At 48.7% G+C, this 17,761-nt stretch carries 19 protein-coding genes; 8 read left to right on the top strand and 11 right to left on the bottom strand.

Annotated elements, in window-relative coordinates:
- Nucleotides 1–333: 333 nt before the first annotated feature.
- On the bottom strand, nt 334–1,401 hold the full coding sequence (locus EKM94_RS09370; RefSeq protein WP_225422203.1) for an MFS transporter: 1,068 nt from the start codon (nt 1,399–1,401) through the stop codon (nt 334–336).
- Between the two features lie 12 nt (nt 1,402–1,413).
- Between EKM94_RS09370 and EKM94_RS12650 the strand changes: the two genes are divergently transcribed.
- Nucleotides 1,414–1,647 (top strand): hypothetical protein, encoded by a 234-nt coding sequence (locus EKM94_RS12650; RefSeq protein ID WP_225422204.1) that lies wholly within the window; start codon nt 1,414–1,416, stop codon nt 1,645–1,647.
- Nucleotides 1,648–2,164: 517 nt separating this feature from the next.
- On the opposite strand, the gene EKM94_RS09365 is transcribed toward EKM94_RS12650, so the two are convergent.
- Together EKM94_RS09365 and EKM94_RS12445 are read right to left on the bottom strand one after the other, a co-directional pair.
- Nucleotides 2,165–2,779, bottom strand: a complete 615-nt coding sequence (locus EKM94_RS09365) for a hypothetical protein (protein ID WP_125600911.1) — start codon at nt 2,777–2,779, stop codon at nt 2,165–2,167.
- Between the two features lie 838 nt (nt 2,780–3,617).
- Nucleotides 3,618–3,758: a hypothetical protein gene (locus EKM94_RS12445; RefSeq protein WP_164511181.1), complete on the bottom strand. Its 141-nt coding sequence runs from the start codon at nt 3,756–3,758 to the stop codon at nt 3,618–3,620.
- A 199-nt stretch (nt 3,759–3,957) separates the two neighbouring features.
- Here EKM94_RS12445 and EKM94_RS09360 point away from each other — a divergent pair, with 199 nt between their 5' ends.
- Together EKM94_RS09360 and EKM94_RS09355 are read left to right on the top strand one after the other, a co-directional pair.
- A complete protein-coding gene (locus tag EKM94_RS09360) occupies nt 3,958–4,827 on the top strand; it encodes an Rgg/GadR/MutR family transcriptional regulator (RefSeq protein ID WP_164511180.1) in 870 nt (289 codons plus the stop codon).
- A gap of 697 nt (nt 4,828–5,524) precedes the next feature.
- Nucleotides 5,525–5,854 carry a hypothetical protein gene (locus EKM94_RS09355; RefSeq protein WP_125600906.1) on the top strand — a complete coding sequence of 110 codons (330 nt, stop codon included), beginning with the start codon at nt 5,525–5,527 and terminating at the stop codon, nt 5,852–5,854.
- Nucleotides 5,855–6,304: 450 nt separating this feature from the next.
- Here the strand turns inward: EKM94_RS09355 and EKM94_RS09350 are convergent, their stop codons facing one another.
- Nucleotides 6,305–6,703, bottom strand: a complete 399-nt coding sequence (locus EKM94_RS09350; protein ID WP_125600903.1) for an iron-sulfur cluster biosynthesis family protein — start codon at nt 6,701–6,703, stop codon at nt 6,305–6,307.
- Between the two features lie 329 nt (nt 6,704–7,032).
- Between EKM94_RS09350 and EKM94_RS09345 the strand changes: the two genes are divergently transcribed.
- Entirely contained in the window at nt 7,033–7,674 is a 642-nt protein-coding gene (locus EKM94_RS09345) for an SDR family oxidoreductase (protein ID WP_125600900.1), read from the top strand.
- Nucleotides 7,675–8,042: 368 nt separating this feature from the next.
- Here the strand turns inward: EKM94_RS09345 and EKM94_RS09340 are convergent, their stop codons facing one another.
- Nucleotides 8,043–8,327, bottom strand: coding sequence for a hypothetical protein (locus EKM94_RS09340; protein WP_125600897.1), 285 nt, complete (start codon nt 8,325–8,327; stop codon nt 8,043–8,045).
- Nucleotides 8,281–8,538, bottom strand: coding sequence for a hypothetical protein (locus EKM94_RS09335; RefSeq protein ID WP_125600894.1), 258 nt, complete (start codon nt 8,536–8,538; stop codon nt 8,281–8,283). Before EKM94_RS09335 ends, EKM94_RS09340 begins: the two co-directional genes overlap by 47 nt.
- A gap of 175 nt (nt 8,539–8,713) precedes the next feature.
- Between EKM94_RS09335 and EKM94_RS09330 the strand changes: the two genes are divergently transcribed.
- Nucleotides 8,714–9,901, top strand: coding sequence for an NADH-dependent flavin oxidoreductase (locus EKM94_RS09330; RefSeq protein ID WP_125600889.1), 1,188 nt, complete (start codon nt 8,714–8,716; stop codon nt 9,899–9,901).
- A 197-nt stretch (nt 9,902–10,098) separates the two neighbouring features.
- On the opposite strand, the gene EKM94_RS09325 is transcribed toward EKM94_RS09330, so the two are convergent.
- The 3 genes from EKM94_RS09325 to EKM94_RS09315 form a co-directional block, all read right to left on the bottom strand.
- Entirely contained in the window at nt 10,099–10,563 is a 465-nt protein-coding gene (locus tag EKM94_RS09325) for a GNAT family N-acetyltransferase (protein ID WP_125600886.1), read from the bottom strand.
- A gap of 687 nt (nt 10,564–11,250) precedes the next feature.
- On the bottom strand, nt 11,251–11,457 hold the full coding sequence (locus tag EKM94_RS09320; RefSeq protein ID WP_125600883.1) for a hypothetical protein: 207 nt from the start codon (nt 11,455–11,457) through the stop codon (nt 11,251–11,253).
- A gap of 142 nt (nt 11,458–11,599) precedes the next feature.
- Nucleotides 11,600–11,830: a hypothetical protein gene (locus EKM94_RS09315; RefSeq protein ID WP_125600880.1), complete on the bottom strand. Its 231-nt coding sequence runs from the start codon at nt 11,828–11,830 to the stop codon at nt 11,600–11,602.
- A 256-nt stretch (nt 11,831–12,086) separates the two neighbouring features.
- Here EKM94_RS09315 and EKM94_RS09310 point away from each other — a divergent pair, with 256 nt between their 5' ends.
- The 3 genes from EKM94_RS09310 (at nt 12,087) to EKM94_RS09300 (ending at nt 15,578) form a co-directional block, all read left to right on the top strand.
- Complete coding sequence (locus EKM94_RS09310) at nt 12,087–12,293, top strand: hypothetical protein (RefSeq protein WP_125600877.1); 207 nt, start codon at nt 12,087–12,089, stop codon at nt 12,291–12,293.
- 12 nt (nt 12,294–12,305) lie between these two features.
- Nucleotides 12,306–13,811 (top strand): ribosomal protection-like ABC-F family protein, encoded by a 1,506-nt coding sequence (gene abc-f, locus EKM94_RS09305; RefSeq protein WP_125600874.1) that lies wholly within the window; start codon nt 12,306–12,308, stop codon nt 13,809–13,811.
- A gap of 348 nt (nt 13,812–14,159) precedes the next feature.
- A complete protein-coding gene (locus tag EKM94_RS09300) occupies nt 14,160–15,578 on the top strand; it encodes an aldehyde dehydrogenase family protein (RefSeq protein WP_191987504.1) in 1,419 nt (472 codons plus the stop codon).
- A gap of 248 nt (nt 15,579–15,826) precedes the next feature.
- Here the strand turns inward: EKM94_RS09300 and EKM94_RS09295 are convergent, their stop codons facing one another.
- Nucleotides 15,827–17,068 carry an A/G-specific adenine glycosylase gene (locus tag EKM94_RS09295; protein WP_125600872.1) on the bottom strand — a complete coding sequence of 414 codons (1,242 nt, stop codon included), beginning with the start codon at nt 17,066–17,068 and terminating at the stop codon, nt 15,827–15,829.
- Nucleotides 17,007–17,423 (bottom strand): hypothetical protein, encoded by a 417-nt coding sequence (locus tag EKM94_RS09290; protein WP_125600869.1) that lies wholly within the window; start codon nt 17,421–17,423, stop codon nt 17,007–17,009. The genes EKM94_RS09295 and EKM94_RS09290 overlap by 62 nt, the downstream gene beginning before the upstream one ends.
- Nucleotides 17,424–17,761: the final 338 nt, after the last annotated feature.

Genomic DNA, 17,761 nt, shown 5'->3' with positions numbered 1-17,761 from the left:
TAGAAAAAAGTGTAGAAAAAACCGTAAAAAAAGACTGCACCAATGACCAACAGCATTGGGCAGTCTAATCTTTGTCCGTCTGAACTCCCACCGATCAAAATGGAAGTTTGACGTTACCCCGAAAAGAAGTGGCCATGCTGCGACTTACTGTGCGATTATTTTTTCGATTTAACAACATGTCGCTTCCTTCTTTCTCCATTAATTTACACTTATTAAGTAATTTATCATAAAACGGCTAAATTGCCTAGTATTTTTTAACCAAGCATCATTTGACTGGGTGCTGGAGCTGAATAAGCAACGTTAAGCGCCGGTTCATCCTGGATTCAGGCCGCTTCAATCTTGCTCGTCACCTGGCACATCGCGAAGGCCTAACGGAACAAGGATCACGGAGAAAAGGGCGATCAGTGTTCCCGCGATGATAAAGATCGCGGGCGCCGCCAGCCGGTCAAACAGGAAACCAAAGACTGCCGTTCCCAATGGAACCGCTACTTGCACAAAGGCGTCAAGCAGTGAGAACACCTTGCCTTGTTGCTTGGGCTGAATTTGTTTTTGCATATAGGTGACTAGGGGGATCTTCCCGGTGACCAGAACCATCCCGATCAAAAGACTGATCAGGAAAATAAGAGCCGTAAAAACAACTAGCGGTGACGCGAACGCCTGGATAACCACACCATTGCTGGCAATTAAGATACCGCACACGATCCAACTCAGCACAATCAATGAGAGCTCTCTCCGCTTGAACTTTAGATAGGGCATTACCAGCGAAGCGATGATCATCCCCACGGGGACGGCGATCTCAATTAGTCCGATCGAGAGCGAATTACCCGACAGTTTCGTGAAGACGACATAGGGCAGCCCCACTGTCAGGCTAGACATCAAGAAATTGATCAAGAGCATCCCCAGCATCAAGAGCAGGACCACGTGTTCTTTCAGCAAATATTTGATCGTCTCCACAAATGTGGCATTATTGGTCGATATTGAATCTGAATCTAAGTCGGTTGAACGGATACTTGGACGTTTAGAGTACGGTAGTTTTAGGAAAAAGATAATTGCGATGACTTCGCAGAACACCTCGAAACCCAAGAAGAGCTTGAGGTTGATAAACGAGTACGCGGCGCCTGCTAACAGTGGTCCCATCATCGACGCGAATGAGCTCATCGACTGTTGTGTACTATTGTAATCGATCAGTTGTTCTTCCGAGGACACAATATAAACGGCAGAGGTCATCAACGTGCTGCCATAACTAATGTCGCTGATGTTGAGGAAAACGGTCAGAATGGAAACAGAGATCACGCTGACTTGCCCGCCCCACTGGAGAAAAAGGCCAAAAACAAGCAAGGACACAATACTGACCAGCTGCGACCCAATGAGTAGCGCTCGCTTAGGAAAGCGGTCAACAATATAGGCGTGAGAATGATCGAGGTGACCGCGCCAACGACCAACACCGTGCTGTATGCGGTGGCGCTGTTTGTTTTTGCTAAAATGCTTAGTGATAATGCAAATGTAAAAATGCTGCTGCCAAGCTCCGCAAATAAAACAGAGCCCATTAACCAAATCTTATTTTTACCCATTATGTTCCTCCCGGTGCCATTGCAAGAGCGTAGTTGCGATGCCTACTCAACTCTGCCATGGCGCTTTGACGGCTAGTGCTTTAGGCCGGCTGATCTCACGACTCGCAAAAAGACTGGTGCAACCTGTGACGGATTTCAACGTGATCAGCATCAATCAGTCCGAAGTTAGTAGCTCCCCGCATGCGAAAACGGAACTTCAAAAAGTCGTTGGACAACACAAAAAGGCCATCGTAAACACAGCGTTGCGTTTGCAGTAGCCTCAATAACCATTTTATTCCGAGTGATAAGGGGGGGTTAACTAGCCTTTATCAAAGCAGTGGTAGGTGTTGAGGCGACGTTCAAAGTTGTCCTTAAATAGCTTCATAATTGCCACCTTCTTTCCCTTTCGCTTTCGGCCGCAGCCAGAGCGGCTGACCGCACCTTGATAAAACGCTAATAAGATATAAACACTGGGTGTCCCACACGGATAAAAACCTTTATTCTAGTAAAGCCTTACTTCAAGAAGTCAAAACGATTAAAGTTTCGTCAAAATCGCCGCTATTTTCCCCGACCGATTTTTCCAAGATCAGCTGACATCGCTTGCAAGGATCACACTATGAATCTTGGGAATCTGTTTCGTAAAGTAACGTGACCTGACCTAGTTTCAAAAGATTGTCCGGATCAACCAACTTGACCGCACGGTAGGCGTCATTGATCAGTTGAATCCGACCAGTGGCAAATAAATCACCGCCAGGTTCAGTCGTTGGTTGAAGCTCAAATTCATACCCAGAGATACCAGATTTCTTCTTGATGGGCGTAACTTTACTAATAACGAAACCTGCTGTTTCCGTTTTATTGGGATACCGAATGACTAAAAGGGAATCATAGAAGAAGACTTCCGCTTTTGATCGTGACATTGTCTCCACTGAAGTTAAATCAAGGGCTTGCCAGCGTGCATTGGCAAAATCTTCCTTTGAATTGGCTTGGCCCTTTATGGTGGACGTATAAATTTGGTTATATAAATCGATATAGTGATTGCCCTCAGGATTATTAACGAATTTACTGCCGCTAACCAACTTACTGCTACTAGAATTGCTGGCTGATTTTTGAGAAGAATCAACTGACTGGTGATCACGCTTGTTCGGACGGTTGACCTGAACCGAAATGCCGACCACCACTAGCGTGATAAGAAGCCCAACAACAACTAACCACCTAGATTTTTTATGCATTCTGCCACTTCCAGTCTACAAAATCAAAGGGAAATTTCAACACATGCCGCAAAGATGATCAGTGAACTTTGCGGCATGACCACTACTTTCAAAGACATTTTTTGAAATCGATTTCACACCCAATTATATTCTAAATCACAAATAATGTCTATGAACTTTTCTAATATAATTAAAATATTTTTCCGTTATTAAGCGTTTAGCTCATTGTTTATTAATGCTTAGCAAATGGTGCGTCGCTATTCCGTTAAGCCCAGCTTCGTCACAACAGAGATTGCTGAATTTAACAGCAGGCTGATTGTCATGTCAAACCGGAAACCTAGCACCGCGTGAATTGATGTTTCCGAAGTAACTGACAGCTGCTGCCTTTGTCCATCTTTCTCTGTAAGCGAGGCGTAGATGCCTTTTTATGGCATCAAAGAAGTCTAGAACACCTGGTGAAGAATCATTTTCCAACACCAAAAATTCTAGACCCAAAAAGAGCCGCCCTTGATGACGACTTCCTAGTAATAATGGGAAGTGCTGATCAGGGGCGGTTTCTTGATAATGCTATTTAGATTGCTGGAAGTGGCGGCAGTCAACGACAACATATACAACGAGACAAGTCAACGACATCCACGATGATTAAGTTAGCGTTTGCGCGCGGTAACATCGTTGTCCGCTTGCTTTTTTTCTGCTCTTCTATGTCTAGAGAAGCCCAATAGTATGACTATAGCAATTATTACTAACAGATATATTCGAATTTGTGGGGTATTTTCCGCGCCAGTGACTAACCAGGCGCCGAATGCCGAAAGCAGAATCATGAGATCTCTTAGGCTATCTTGTGTCTTTTTGGACATTATTATTGCCACCCCCAATTTTGGGTAAAAATAGCAGTAGAAGTGCTGGTATCTTCAGCTGCGCTAATTAACGATGTCGTAGAAACCGCGGCGGTACCCATTAGCATCGCAGCAATTAAACAGCTGGTAAATGATTTTTTCATAATGAAACTCTCCTTGTTTCGAGATTGTCTTTACATTAACTACCATTATTGAGGTGGAATTGTACGCCAAGGCCAATCATCTAAAATCAAATGATGCTCATTCATGTGATCACCTTCATATGTTATCTTTATTATAAGGGCAACCATATCTAGATAAAGACAAAATGTTGCGTAATTCGACATGAAAGGAATTCAACTGATGGAACATGGTAATTTAATAAAAAAACTCCGTGAGGAACGTGGGCTTACACAAGTCGAACTTTCAAGAAACATTACACATCGAACGACCTTGATCTCTTTTGAAAAAAAGGGGTCGCACGTTAGTTTTGATGCATTATTGAATTATCTCGATCGAATGAATATCTCCATTGAGGAATATGAATTTCTGTATAATAAGAATTCAGCACCCGTAAAAGATAAAGTGAAAAATGAATTTCGGCAACTAATAAACCAGAAAGATTTATCGCCAAATTTACCAATTGTGTTAGAAAAATATCGACAGTACATGAGTGAGTATCATGCCACTGGTGATTTCTTATATTATTCTCTATATGCACAACTATTCCTAATCGCCAATTATCGGACTCACTCACTTGGTGTCCATCCCACTGAAGTCAAACAAATCAAAGAAAATATTCAACAATACTTGTTAACTATTTCAAATTGGGGGCGTTTTGAACTAGTTGCTTTTACAAATTGTATGTTTGTTTTTGATACTGACTTTGTCGCTAGTTGTCTCAAAACGATGATAAAAAATGCTTATTTCTATCAAAATAGCAACTATTATCAAACAGATTTAAAGGTTTTATATGTTAACGCGATCACTTTGATGTTAGACCGAAAAGAATACGATCTTTTCAACCAATTATTTACTGAGTTCAAAAAAATAGCCACATCCAATCGTGACGTGGAATTAAAAGTGTATATTCTAATCTTTAATTTTATAAAGTTGAAAATTGAAGGTGCCGATAATGATCAGACAAGGGATGAACAATTCATTGAATATTTAAAATGGTTGGACATGGAGGAATGGATAGCATACATTGAATCGGTTACGGATAAATCTTAGTAATTGATCCCAGAATGATCTTCTTTCACATCTACTTCCCAAGTTGGAGTCACGAGTCCGAGTCTCGTCATCCGCTTTATAATTAGAGTCCTTGGTAAACAATGCTACTTTATGCTATTCGTGGTAAGGCTAGCCAATGTCATCGAATAGCCTTAAAATATCGGTCACGAAACACGAAATCGTTCGCTTTCGTCATTAACTTTCTGTATATCGGCGTGATGCTGCTGTATTTCGGCCTGTGGCTAGCCCGCCACTACCAACAGGCCCAATTCCGAGATGATCGAATCACCTGGTGGTTGATTGCCGGCTTACTCCTGGCCGGATACGGTCTTTCTTTACTGATTTCGACTGTCACCGGGACAATCCTGCTAACGCTTTTGGCTACCTTAGGCTGCTGTGGCCTGCTGGTATGGCAACGCTCTCGCCCCTACAAAAATAATGCTTGAAAGTCTGCCACCGCGAACCTATTCTTGCCCCAACGCTAGCGCCCGTTTGCCTAGCTTGGGGCTTTTTTTGAAGTAAATCGACCAGCTTAATCGGCTCAATAGCCAGCCCCAGCAGCGGCCCAGGCACCAACGATCACCTTCAAGTTCGGCGCCGCTTAAAAAGGTCAAATTGCCTAGCGTTTTCGCTATTATTTTTCCAAAAAAGCGTTATAATAGATTTGGTTAAAATAAAAGTTAGGAGGACTGAAGAAATGTTAAAAACTATTTCAACGAATTTCTCGGCGGCGCAGTTACAAAGGGATTGTCCTCAATTGGCCCATCGGATCGGAATTTTGATCAACACTTATCTCCAACCAGGTGAGTTTCATGATCCTTATGCCCTGAAGGTGCGGCGTTACACCATTGTTTTGAACCAACACACTCAGCGGTTGGATCTCCGGTCAGCTTGGGATCTGGCGGATGGCGAGCAACCGTTATTGACCTTACAAGCGCTCCTTGGCGAGGCGCCCTCGGTTGACCTGACCGAAGCGACGATCACCAAAATGTTGATCACGCAACTGGACGCGGTCTTGGCCCACTGAGCGGTCAATTGGCTGATTGGAGCGCTGATTGGATTACTGATTAGATTGTTGATCGGAGCGCTGATCGGATTGTTGATTGGATAACTGGCCGGATCACTGCCGGATTACTGACTGGATTACTGCTTGGATTACTGGCGGAGCGCTGGCGAGCTTGGATCCACGCCCGTGATCAGGCCCACATGATGACCCCAACGTGATCACACCAAGATCACGCCCACAAAAAAACTGATTCGGCCATTTCCGTTTAGCGTCAACAGAAATGGTTCGAATCAGTTTTTTCCTTTTTTAGAGCGCGGCCGACAGATTGTTAACACAGGGGGGGGAGGAAGTGTCTAACAGGTAATAAGAAGCGCGTAGCAGTCGGGGGGGACTGGAATCGCGATTTGTGGCCGCGTTGGGGTAACCTGTAAAATATGATCCATGCGCGAAACAGCGCCTAAACATCGGCGTTTAGCAGTTCTTCACGCCGTCAGTCATCATTTTCTCTTTGAGTTCGGCAGTCGTGGGCGCTTGGTAACGCGTAATCGAAACGGCGCTATCCAAGATGCCGCTGTTGTCGCGAAGAATCAAGAAACCATTGTGAAAATCCAGAGCCAAGCCATCCGTCAAATACATCAACTCGGGTTTTCCGGTAAAGAAATGGAGACCCTGTTCATTGGCCAACGCCTGATCATAGCCGTTCTCAGGCTGATCTACCAGAACCAACTGGAATTTAGCGCCGATCGTACAGGAGCCACCCATGTTTGAGAATTTGTTCGATCCATCATCCAATGCTAGCAGCACCAGCTCATCCTTGGTAATTTTATTCGCCAAATAGGTTTGAGCCGCCTCTTTGATTTTGATTTCCATGCTAAATCACCTCATCCTTTTTAAAAAAGGTTGTGCACAACTCTTACTATTTCATTGTAGCCGTCTTGTGCGCCGATTGCAACGGAACTGCTTAAAAAAAGTAAGCCGCCTGCGCGACGAAATGTCACTAATATCAACGGTTGATCAGCGTTTAACTTTATTCTGCTTGACGTCGCCAGGGACTAAGCGCACAAACTTCGCCATTCGTCCAATTTCCATCGCGACAGATTTCGCTCAGAATGATCAACCCCTCACAGTTGCATTTGCTTGCATTCAGTTGACTACTTACTTAAAATTAGTGGTGTAAACTGAAAGTGGAGGTAATTTTTATGACAAAAGTCGTTATTTTGGGCGCTAATGGTCAAATCGCCCGTTTAGCAACAGCTCAATTACTGGCTGACAAAAAGGTTGACCTGAAATTATTTTTACGGAACGCTGGACGTTTGAAGAATGAAGCCACGGGCAACGCCGAAATCATCGAAGGCGACGCCACCAAAGAAGCCGATCTAACCAAAGCAATCACTGGCGCTGATGTGGTCTACGCCAACTTGGCTGGCGGGACGATCGAAGTCCAAGCGCGCAAAGTTGTTAATGTCATGGACAAATTAGGCGTGAAACGGTTGATCTGGATCTCAACTTTAGGGATCTACGACGAAGTGCCCGGCAAGTTCGGCGAATGGAATCATGAACAACTGGACGAAGGCTACTTACCACTTTACGCGGCGGCGGCCGAACAAGTTGAGAAGTCTGACTTGGATTATACGATCATTCGGCCGGCTTGGCTGGACAACAAAGATGAAGTTGATTATGAATTGACGCAAAAGGGCGAAGACTTCAAAGGGACTGAGGTTTCACGGAAGAGTGTGGCTGCCTTTGTTAAGCGTCTGATCGATGATCCGACGGAGAATCTGCGGCATTCTGTGGGCATCAACAAGCCCAATACCGATGGCGACAAGCCAGCCTGGTATTAGCCCGGTATTAAAAGTAGGTTGGCCGCAGCTTGCGCTGCGCGTGGCGTTGGTGGTTGGCAAGTGTAGTAGGGCTCCAGGTCGGGCTGGGGGTGGTGGAACGCTGCGGGCACGATTTTGAGCTTTTCGGAAGAGCGCCGAAAATCTCAAAACTCGGCCTTATTGTAGGCGATAAATCGCCAACAATAATATCGCGGCTGACTCACCCCCAGCCCGACCTTCCGCCAACGAGTAAACAGACCACCAACGCCAGAGTGTGAGCCGACCTGGTCAGCTTCTGAGCATTAGCCTAGCAACTATTTTGGAGGCTGGTTTATGCCTCCAGAATAGTTGCGTAGCTAAGCGGAAGAAGCTAGGTCGGCGAACACGTTTCAACGCCACGCTCCGCTCCAGCCGCTCAACGTTTTAACAGCCGTTTGAGCACTCACGCCAATTGGCAAGCTATGGTCAATTGATGGAGATCCACGGAATTGACGACCGTTGTTAGTGGTCACAATTCTTAAATTGGTGTCACCAGTGAAGTCTGTTTGATGAACAAACCTAATTCTCAGTGAATCAACTGAATTGATCGGTTTCCACCCAAGGATTGTCAAGAAAACGGTGAGATGTTCAGCCACGCAAAATATCCCGACTACCTGATCCAAACCCGTTGGCATTGCCGTACCACCTCAAAAGTGGGCCATCTTTTTGACCGCTAGCTTGCAAAAGCACTTCGTCAAATTCTTCACTTCGATTGCAGATAGGCGCAATTCTGCCTAGCAACCGGCTGGGACTGCGCGGCTCAGTGGTGAAATTGTCCTTGGCGGCTTTGCCGCTTAGGACAAGGCTCGATTTGAAGACAATTCCCGCTTTTGGAATTGGCTTCAAACGATGCCCACCACGTTCCAGTCCGCAACAGCAGTCCCAGCCGGTTGCGCTCACGCGCAACACCCACCAAAAACCTGCAATCAAGCGCAGAACAAAAAACAGCACCACCTATTTTTCCAATCAATCACAGCAATATGCTTTACCAAAAAAATCCAAGGAAAGAGAAGGCTTTGACATGACAGAATACAAGTTTCTCGAACCATACAAGTTTTTGCATAAGGACATTACCCTGAAGAACCGCGTCGTTATCCCGCCAATGACGGAAACGATGGGCTTTCACGATGGTAGCGTCAGCGACGCCGAATTGAGTTATTATGGCACTCATACTGGCGGTGTCGGCATGTTCATCACCGCCGTTGCCAACGTTAACGATTTGGGTAAGGGGTTTGAAGGTGAGCTGAGTGTCGCCGATGATCGTTTTATCCCCGGTCTGCGCAAGCTGGCCCACGCGATTCAACAGGATGGCACCAGGGCTGTTTTGCAGATTTTCAGCGCTGGGCGGATGACCAATAGTCAGGTGCTCCGCGGTCAACAACCGGTTAGCGCCAGCGCGGTCGCGGCGTTGCGGGCGGGCTCGGAAACGCCGCGCGCTCTGTCCACTGAGGAAGTTTACGCGACGATTGCCGATTTCGGCCAGGCTGTGCGCCGGGCGATCCTTGCTGGTTTTGACGGTGTGGAAATTCACGGTGCCAACACTTACTTGATCCAACAATTTTTCTCCCCTCATTCCAACCAACGGACCGACGAGTTCGGTGGTTCTGTGGAGAAACGGATGACTTTCGCCTTGGATATTATTCGCGAAGTCAATCGGGTCGTGGACGAATACGCCACCAAGCCGTTCATTATCGGCTATCGGATCTCGCCTGAAGAAATCGAGAAGCCAGGGATCACTTTTGAGGATACCTTGAAGTTTATCGATGTGCTCAAGGATCAACCTCTCGATTATCTCCACGTTTCCATGGGCAGTGTTTGGCGCAAATCGCTGAACAATCCTAGCATCACCACCCCCCTGAACGAGACGATCAAGGCTCACTTGGCTGGCAAAATGCCGCTGATCGTGGTCGGCGACCTGCAAACGCCTGCCGATGTGGAAAAGGCTGCCACAGCTTTCGATTTAGTCGCCATCGGTCGCCAGAGCTTGCGCGAACCACAATGGGTCCAAAAAGTCGAACATCATGACGAACAAGCGATCCGCTACGCGATCTCGCCGGATGATTTAGACGAATTGGGCATCAAGCCGCCTTTCCTGCAAATCCTGATCGCCCTCAGCGGTGAAAACGGGATCCCACTGACAACCGCCAAGGACGTCAACCAAGATGCCGCCAACGCCCGGATCGACCACTATCTTAGTGGCGGTAAATAACGTTCAGACTAATTAACGCTTGAAAAAGCGCTGAATTAGTCAGCATTTAAAAAAGTGCTGAAATCAGGCAAGCATTTAAAAAAACGTCAAGACTAGTTGCTTGGCGTTTTTTGTCGGCGTTTGGATGCGAATGAATGGCGATTAACCCCTGGATCAGGCGCCGCTGACGGGTTCGTTGCCAGCACCTTCACGTTTTTCTAAAGGCGCAATGTCAAGAGTAATTCCGTGCCCGTGGACGCTTGATCGATGAAGTTTAGTTTCTTGAGGAGACCAAGCGACGGCACGTTGGCCCGGGCAACTTCGGCTTTGATCGTCGTGATGCCTTGCTCTTTTAGCCGCCGGATCACCGCGCTGACCGCTTCGAAAGCATAGCCGTGCCGCGCTTCAGTTCGGCGGATCGAATAGCCGAGCCAGCAGCTATCATCCGCTTGTTTGAGATAAATGTCGCCCAATAACGCGCCGGTCTCGCGGCTAATAATAGCCAGCTGGACGCCCTTGGTCAAATCCTCGTCGCCCAACAAAATAGCCGCATAAGCCTGTTTCGTCAACCCTTTCAGGCCTTGATAACGCATCCACTCCAAATCATTGTGATAAGCCATAAAACTAGTGAGATCACTTTCCTGAAAACGACGGATCAGGCAGCGCTGGGTGTTGATTTCCATTGGTTACTCTTTTCGATGATTATTTGGTCGAACTAACCATATCAAATTTGTTGCCATTTTGCACATCTGCGCGAAAAAAAGAAGCACCAGCACTAGCCAAACTGACTGATTGGTGTTAAAACAATTTATATATTGGAACCCCTTTCGAGGGTGATTCCGTGAACACCCATTAATGGATGATTCCTTGAGAGAGTATCGGCTTGCCCGGTACTCTTTTTTTTAGTGGTTTTATTTCAAGCCCTGATAACGAATCGCAGCACGGGATTAATTGCGGGAACTTAGTGTTGACAATTAGTCAGTTGATGCGCTAAACTGGGCGTATTATAAATGTCGAAATGAGGGATCATGCCGTTGAGAATCTAAATTAATTCAAAACAACAGTTGAGCTAAACAGTCTTGTTGAACAACAAGGGGGTTCTCTGTGCGTTTTTGGATCGATTTAGTGCTCAAGGGTGTGGTCTCTTTTTGTGTCCAATTTGTCAAAATAACCTTGCGAGCCTGATCCTTGCGCAGACTGATTGGTGGCCGTTTGTACTGCCTATAGGTAGATTGGCCGCAGCTTGCGCTGCGCGTGGCGTTGGTGGTGGGCAGGTGTGGTGGGGCTCCAGGTCGGGCTGGGGGTGGTGGAACGCGGCGGGCACGATTTTGAGCTTTTCGGAAACCCGCCGAAAATCTCAAAACTCGGCCTTATTGTAGGCGATAAATCGCCAACAATAATATCGCGGCTGACTCACCCCCAGCCCGACCTTCCGCCAACAAACGAACGGACCACCAACGCCACGCTCCGCTCCAGCCGCTCAACGTTATAACAATCGTTTGAGCACTCCCGCCGACTGGCAAGCTATCGCCAATTGATGAGGAGCCCCGCAACTGACGGCCGTGGTCAGTGGTCACCAGCCTCAAATTGGTGACACCAGCGAAGTCTGTCTGATGAACAGACCTAGCTCTCAGAAAATCAACTGAATCGGTCGGTTTCGCCAAGGATTGTTAAGGAAATGAGTAGAGATGCTCAGCCTACGCAAAATGGCCTGACTACCTAATCCGAATCCGTTGGTGTTGCCGTACCACCACAAAAATAGTCGATTGTTTGACCTCTACCTGGCAAAACCACTTCGTCAAATCCTTCGCTTCGATTGCAGATAGGCGCAATTCTGCCTAGCAACCGCCTCAGGACGTGTGGCTCAGCGGTGAAATTGTCCTTGGCGGCTTTGCCGCTTAGGACAAGGCTCGATTTGAAGACAATTCCCGCTTTTGGAATTGGCTTCAAACGATGCCCACTGCGTTCCAGCCACGACAAACGTCCTGAGGCGGTTGCGTCACCACTAAACCCAACCACACCCGCAATCAAGCATAGGTTCAATAACAACGCATAAACTTCCGAAATCTGTTGACATTGCCGTACCACCAAAAAGTAGCAATTGTTTGACCACCACATTTGCAAAAGCGCTTCGTCAGATACACAGCTTCGATTGCAGATAGGCTCAATTCTGCCCAGCAACCGGCTGGGACTGCGCGGCTCAGTGGTGAAATTGTCCTTGGCGGCTTTGCCGCTTAGGACAAGGCCTGATTTTGAGACAAGCCGCGCTTTTTGCGGATTGGCTCAAAACAGTGCCCACCACGTTCCAGTCCGCATCAGCAGTCCCAGCCGGTTGCGCTCACGCGCAACACCCACCCAACCCCGCAATCAAGCCCCCAAATCAACCAACCCCATTTTTCAAAAAGTATTCTGAGGTGATGAATCTATGCCTAAAATTGAAATCAAAGACCTAACCTTTGGCTACGATCAACAAGGCACGCTCTTGTTTGACCACGCCGACTTAAATTTAGAATCGACCTGGAAACTAGGCCTGATCGGACGTAACGGTCGGGGGAAAACCACCCTGCTGAAATTGTTACAACATCAGCTACCTTTCTCCGGGGAGATCAACCAACCGCTGAATTTCGTTTATTTTCCGCAAACGATCGCCGATCCGACGCAATTGACCTACGAGTTGATCGCCGCGCTGTCGCCCAGTGAATTGTGGGAGGTCCAGCGTGAATTGAACTTGTTGCAAGTGGATGAAGGCGTGCTGTGGCGGCCTTTCTCTGACCTGTCTGGCGGCGAACAGACGAAGGTTTTGCTGGCGTTGTTGTTCACGGATACGACCAACTACCCGCTGATCGACGAACCGACCAATCATTTGGATCTGCAAAGTCGGCAGCAAGTCGCCCGCTATTTGCGCCAGAAGCACCAGGGTTTCATTGTTGTCAGTCACGATCGACATTTTATCGATGAAACGACCGACCATATTTTGGCCATTGATAAGGCTAAGTTGACCTTGATGCAAGGGAATTTCAGCAGTTACGAGCAGCAAAAGCAGCAACAAGATGATTACGAACAAGCGCAAAACAGCAAACTCAAAAAAGATATCGGGCGGTTGCGCCAAACCGCGGCGGAAAAGGCGGCGTGGTCCCATTCCCGTGAGAAAGACAAATACGGGCAACAACACGTCAAAAACAGCGGCGCGATCGGCGATACCGGCTTTATCAGCGCCCGCGCCGCCCGCACGATGAAACGTTCTAAGAATCTCCAACATCGCATGGAAACAGAGATCAGTGAAAAAGAAACGCTCCTGAAAAATATTGAATATATTGATCCCTTGGGTATTAATTTTCAACCGACTTTTCGCAAAAATTTGTTGACGGTGAAAGATTTCCAATTGAGTTATGAAAAGGACCGGCCCTTATTTCAACCGGTCAGTTTCCAGCTTGACCGGGGCCAACAATTGGCGCTGGTTGGCCCCAACGGCGTGGGCAAATCTTCATTGATCCGCACGCTTTTAGGTGAATTCCGCGGTATGCGCAGCGGTCAATTCCAATTGTCGGATCAGCTCAGGATCAGTCGCGTGCGGCAGGATTATCAGGATAACCGCGGTTCGCTGGCCGACTTTGCCGAAGCTCAGCACTTGGATTACCAGCTGTTCTTGAATAATCTGCATAAGCTAGGGCTGCCGCGCAACGCGTTTTCCAGTCGGATCGAGCAGTTGAGTATGGGCCAGCAGAAGAAAGTCGAGTTGGCCAAATCCCTGGCGCAACCAGCCGAACTTTATTTGTGGGATGAGCCGCTGAATTATTTGGACGTTTTCAATCAGGAACAATTGGAACAACTGATCACCGATTTCAAGCCCACCTTATTGTTGATCGAACACGATCAGGACTTCATCGCCCACGTCACCGACCAAGTCGTTCAGCTTCGCCCGCAATCCTAGCGAAGCGGACGGGGCCAAGGTGCCGGCCACCGCGCCTGATCCTTCGTCGCTTTAATTGAATTTGCTGATATAGAACAGTCCGGTCTAACAACCCGGACTGTTCTATTTTCTGTACCAAAAATATTTTCTTGCCACTTTCCAAAAAGTGCCATGAGTGGCTATTTTTCAGAAATAGTCGGCTTGCGGCTGGTCTGTTTACAGAAACAATAGTGACTATTCAACTATATCAGCATTCTAAAAGCGCTGATTTTTCCCTGTACCAGTGGATTTCAAACGCTTTACATCTGTTTTCATTCGTTCTAGGATGAAGTTGTCAGAACCTGAACAAATTTGAAAGAGATGTTGAAAATGTCTAAGTTAGCGACGACAGCGATCAGCGCGCCCAATGTGGATGACGCGATCAACCAATTGGTCAGCCGTGGGGTGGTGGCCTTCAAGAAATATCAGAACTACGATCAAACGCAAGTTGACGCGATCTGCGCCGCGATCGTGCGCACCGCGATCCGGCACGCCAAGGAGTTGGCCTTTCTCGCCTACAAGGAGACCGGACGGGGCAACGCGGAAGATAAAGCAATCAAGAATATTTATGCCAGTCAATACATTTGGAATGAGATCAAAGACGACCAAACCGTGGGCGTGATCAGTCGCAACGTGCATAACGGCTTGGAAAAAATCGCGGAACCACTAGGGGTGATCGCCGGGGTAACGCCGGTGACCAATCCCACGTCCACGGTGATTTTCAAAATTTTGCTGGCTTTGAAAACGCGGAACGCGATTATTTTCGGCTTACACCCCCAAGCTCAGGAATGCGGCAGCGCTACTTGTCAACTTTTGGCCACGGCGGCGGTCAACGCGGGAGCGCCGGCGAATTTGATTCAGTGGATCCAGCAACCAAGCATTGCGGCCACGTCCGCGTTGATGAACCATCCGCAAGTCAACTTGGTCTTGGCCACCGGCGGCCCCAGCATGGTCAAAGCCGCCTATTCCACCGGCAAACCGGCGATGGGTGTTGGCCCCGGCAACGCGCCGGCCTACATTGAGAAAACCGCCAACATCGCCAACGCCGTCGCTGACATCATCATGTCGAAGACTTTCGACAACGGCATGATCTGCGCCTCCGAGAACAGCATTGTCGTCGATCGCGACGTTCTCGAAGCAGTCAAACAAGAATTCCAGCGGCAAGGCGCCTTCTTCGTGGCGCCAGCCGACGTGGCCAAGTTGAGCGCCACCGTGATCGATCCCGAACGCCACACCGTGCGCGGCCCGATCGCCGGCCAAAGCGCCACCCGCATCGCCGCCTTGGCCGGTATCAAAGTCCCTGCGAACACAAAGTTATTGATCGGCGAAATCGCCGGCATCGGTCCCAACTACCCACTTTCCGGAGAAAAGTTGTCCCCGGTTTTGTCCATGTACGTGGCCAATAATCAGCAGGCCGCCTTCAGTATTTGCCTGGGACTGTTGAATTACGGCGGCTTAGGCCACACTGCCGTCGTCCACTCCCAAGACAACGATTTGATCGAACGCTTTGGCGCCATGATGCCCGCCTGCCGGATCCTGGTCAACACCCCTGGCTCCCTAGGCGGCATCGGCGGTCTCTTCAACAAGCTGACCCCTTCCCTGACTTTAGGCACCGGTTCCTACGGCAAAAACTCGATCTCTCACAATTTGACCGACTTCGATTTGTTGAATATCAAAACCGTCGCTCGCGCAACCCGGCGGCCCCACGAATTGATCAACGAGATCCGCGACGTTTTACATGAATATTAGAAAAACACAGCCGCCTAAGCGACTGCAGTAATTGTCACCTCGGCAAAAAACCTCCCAGCATACTAAAATGCGCTTTAGTATATCGGGAGGTTTTGTTAGGAAGAAGCGCTTAGATCCAAACTTTTGCGTTGCGTCGTAGCACTGACGCCCAGCTAAAATTTTGAATGATTCAGCTTTGAACGCCGCCATTGGATTTCTTGAGCGGGCGCTTTTGCCAACCTTATTGTTGGCCACCTGCAGCGCTAACCCTAATTAGGCAAGTCCAGCGCTTGCAACATTTTCCGCTGGACCGTGGGCAAGGCCGCCGCGGGGAAATCTGCCGCCGCGAACCAACGGCCGGGTAAATTGGCCAAATCGGGCACCTGCGGCAACTCCGCCGTCAATAAATGCAGTTGCCACTGCCGGTGGGTAAAGGTGTGCTTGACCAGCGGCAAATGCGGATCACGCAGCGGGAGTGGTGTCGGCCACCCACTTAACGCCTGCCACGCCGTCGTCACCGCCGCCAACAAAACTGCCGGGTCACTCGGCGGCTCGGTTGGTTGCCCAGCACCATTTTTGGCGGGCGCCGCTAACGGATTTGCCGTGGTCAGGGTTTTGTCGGGCTGGTCAGCTTGGCTGGCAGTTAGCAGCTCATCCTGATCCAACAGGGGGAATAGCCACAACCGCGCCAGCATCCCCGTGGTCGGCCGCTGCAACAAGAGCCACCCCGCCGGACTATGAATCGCCAAGGCGAAATAATGCTGGACCACCGGCCGCGCTTTTTTCTGGCGAACGGGATATTGCAAACTCGTGCCCGCCGCCGCGCTGGCATCGAAACGGCGCAAAGGTGACTGGGTCTCATCTGGATTCTTGGCGGTCATGTAACGGGTGCCGATGTCCATGATTGCCTGATTGAAATCGCCAGGTCGCGCCGGGTCGATCAAGCGGGCGATGATCGCGCTGAATACCAAGCGCGTCTGCGGCTTGGTGATATCCAAGTCGATTTCCAACAAGCGGGCAAAGACGCGAAAAGCATTGCCATCCACTGCCGGCACCGCTTCGCCGAAAGCAATACTCGCGATCGCGCCAGCAGTATACGGCCCAACTCCAGCCAGATCCACCAGTTCGGCGGCCGTGCGCGGCCAAACACCGGCGTAGTCGTGCACCAATTGTTGCGCCGCCTTCTGCAAGTTGCGGGCCCGGGAATAGTAACCCAGGCCTGACCATAATTGCAACAGCTGTTCTTCCGGCACCGTCGCTAAATCTTGAATCGTCGGTAGCGCCGCCAAAAAACGTTGGTAGTATGGTATCACGGTTTGCACTTGGGTTTGTTGCAACATGATCTCACTCAAGAGGATATGATACGGCTCTTGATCTTGGCGCCAAGGCAGGTCGCGGCCCTCAGCGTCGTACCAGCTCAACAACGTCTGGCGGAACGCGGCGATTTTTTCAGGTGACCAGGTCAAATAATGGTCGGCCAAACTTGCTACGGTTGCTTGCGTCTTGCTCATTTTCTGTTTCCCCACTTATCTTGAATACTGCGCTAAGCGTACCCGAATTCCCCGCCTTTTGCAAAAAAACTGTTGTGGTTGGGTGGTGATGATTGTATTTTGTTGAAAGTAGATTGTCCGCAGCTTGCGCTGCGAAATTCGGGGTGAGCTCGCTGTGGGCGCTGTTTTGAGCCAATCCGCAAAGTGCGCGGCTTGTCTCAAAATCAGGCCTTGTCCTAAGCGGCAAAGCCGCCAAGGACAATTTCACGGCGATCTCACCCCGAATTTCTCCGCTCCAGCCGCTCAACGTTATAGCAGTCGTTTGAGCACTCACGCCAATTGACAGGCTATCGCCAATTGATGAGGATCCACGCAATTAACGGCCGTGGTTAGTGGTTACCAGCTTTAAATTGGTGACACCAGTACAGTTTGTTTGATGAACTCGAGCAGAATCTTGACGAATCAACTGAATCGATCGGCTTTCCACTCGTGGATTGTTAAGCAAACGAGTGGAGATGTTCAGCCTACGCAAAGTATACCGGTCTCCTAATCCAAATCAGTTGGGATTGCCTTACACCCCAAAAAGGGCGATTGTTTGACCGCTTACTTGCAAATGCACTTCGTCGAATACTCAACTTCGATTGCAGATAGGCTCAATTCTGCCTAGCAACCGCCTCAGGACGTGTGGCTCAGCGGTGAGATTATTCTTAGCGA

The organism is Lapidilactobacillus achengensis, from assembly GCF_003946655.1.
Lineage (GTDB): Bacteria > Bacillota > Bacilli > Lactobacillales > Lactobacillaceae > Lapidilactobacillus > Lapidilactobacillus achengensis.
This window is presented reverse-complemented; position numbering and strand designations above follow the sequence as displayed.

Bases quoted from the DNA above. Each gene is read 5' to 3' on its own strand.
- EKM94_RS12650 (WP_225422204.1), top strand. From the start codon at position 1,414: ATGATCGAGGTGACCGCGCCAACGACCAACACCGTGCTGTATGCGGTG.
- EKM94_RS09350 (WP_125600903.1), bottom strand. From the start codon at position 6,703: ATGGAAATCAAAATCAAAGAGGCGGCTCAAACCTATTTGGCGAATAAA.
- EKM94_RS12445 (WP_164511181.1), bottom strand. From the start codon at position 3,758: ATGAAAAAATCATTTACCAGCTGTTTAATTGCTGCGATGCTAATGGGT.
- EKM94_RS09300 (WP_191987504.1), top strand. From the start codon at position 14,160: ATGTCTAAGTTAGCGACGACAGCGATCAGCGCGCCCAATGTGGATGAC.
- EKM94_RS09330 (WP_125600889.1), top strand. From the start codon at position 8,714: ATGACAGAATACAAGTTTCTCGAACCATACAAGTTTTTGCATAAGGAC.
- EKM94_RS09345 (WP_125600900.1), top strand. From the start codon at position 7,033: ATGACAAAAGTCGTTATTTTGGGCGCTAATGGTCAAATCGCCCGTTTA.
- EKM94_RS09355 (WP_125600906.1), top strand. From the start codon at position 5,525: ATGTTAAAAACTATTTCAACGAATTTCTCGGCGGCGCAGTTACAAAGG.
- EKM94_RS09295 (WP_125600872.1), bottom strand. From the start codon at position 17,068: ATGAGCAAGACGCAAGCAACCGTAGCAAGTTTGGCCGACCATTATTTG.
- EKM94_RS09340 (WP_125600897.1), bottom strand. From the start codon at position 8,327: ATGCCAACGGGTTTGGATCAGGTAGTCGGGATATTTTGCGTGGCTGAA.
- EKM94_RS09360 (WP_164511180.1), top strand. From the start codon at position 3,958: ATGGAACATGGTAATTTAATAAAAAAACTCCGTGAGGAACGTGGGCTT.
- abc-f (WP_125600874.1), top strand. From the start codon at position 12,306: ATGCCTAAAATTGAAATCAAAGACCTAACCTTTGGCTACGATCAACAA.
- EKM94_RS09365 (WP_125600911.1), bottom strand. From the start codon at position 2,779: ATGCATAAAAAATCTAGGTGGTTAGTTGTTGTTGGGCTTCTTATCACG.
- EKM94_RS09325 (WP_125600886.1), bottom strand. From the start codon at position 10,563: ATGGAAATCAACACCCAGCGCTGCCTGATCCGTCGTTTTCAGGAAAGT.